The sequence below is a fragment of the Microbacterium sp. Bi128 genome (assembly GCF_918698205.1).
Genome location: NZ_CAKKMM010001660.1, coordinates 1 through 1,042 on the forward strand (window position 1 = coordinate 1; position 1,042 = coordinate 1,042).

1 protein-coding gene and 1 pseudogene are annotated in these 1,042 nt (G+C 68.3%); both read right to left on the reverse strand.

Annotation, left to right across the window (positions count from 1 at the left end; translation table 11 throughout):
• Window positions 1-578: pseudogene (locus tag LQV45_RS35330) on the reverse strand (excinuclease ABC subunit UvrA); the annotation flags it as partial.
• Window positions 579-682: 104 nt separating this feature from the next.
• Window positions 683-1,042 (reverse strand): VOC family protein (locus LQV45_RS35335; RefSeq protein WP_230012713.1); only part of this gene is annotated, 360 nt, incomplete at its 5' end.

The following is a 1,042-nucleotide window of genomic DNA, read 5'->3' on the forward strand; positions in this document are numbered from 1 at the left end:
TCCGAAACCGAGCCCATCCCCTCGCAGCGTGCGCACATGCCGCCCAGGTAGACCACATCGCGCACCACGCTCCGCTCGACCCGGCCGCCGGCTTTCTCGGTACTCATCACCCCGCTCGCCTTGCGCGTCGGGACGTTGAAGGAGAAGGCAGTGGGTGGCCCGATGCGGGGCATGCCCAGACGGCTGAAGAGGATCCGGAGCATGGCGTTCGCGTCGGTGGCGGTGCCGACGGTGGACCGGGGGTTGGCGCCCATCCGCTCCTGGTCAACGATGATCGCCGTCGTCAGCCCCTCCAGGTGGTCCACCTCGGGCCGCGCCAGGTTGGGCATGAAGCCCTGCACAAACGCGCTATAGGTCTCGTTGATCATCCGCTGCGACTCGGCGGCGATGGTGGCGAAAACCAGCGAGCTCTTGCCCGAGCCGGACACGCCGGTGAACACCGTCAAGCGGCGCTTCGGGATCTCGACGCTGATGTCCTTGAGGTTGTTCTCCCGTGCGCCCTGCACGCGGATCAGGTCGTGGCTGTCCGCTTCATGCAGCGCGGGCGGCTGCGTGTCCGTGCTCGTGGCAATGCTCATCGTGTCTCCATCTGTTGGGCGGGGCAGCCCCAAGCGTCCCCGTCGTCGTCGACTGGCTCTATCTAACCAGCTGGCGGCTGGTCCGGCGGTGGCCGGCGGCCACCTTAGATCGGCTGCTGGATGCGGATCAGGTTGCCCGCGGGATCGCGGAAGGCGCAGTCGCGCACCCCATAGGCCTGCTCTGTCGGTTCCTGGACCACCTCGGCGCCGCTGGCCTGCAGCCGCTCGAAGGTGGCGTCGACGTCCTTGGTGGCCAGCAGGATGCGCGCATAGGTGCCCTTGGCCATCATCTCGTCGATGGTGCCGCGCTCTTCGTCGGTGACGCCGGGATCGGCGGCGGGCGGTTCCAGAACGATGGATGTGTCCGGCTGGCCGGCCGGGCCGACCGTGATCCAGCGCATCCCGCCGTAGCCGACGTCGTTGCGGACCTCGAAGCCGAGGGTGTCCCGGTAGAAGGCCAGGGC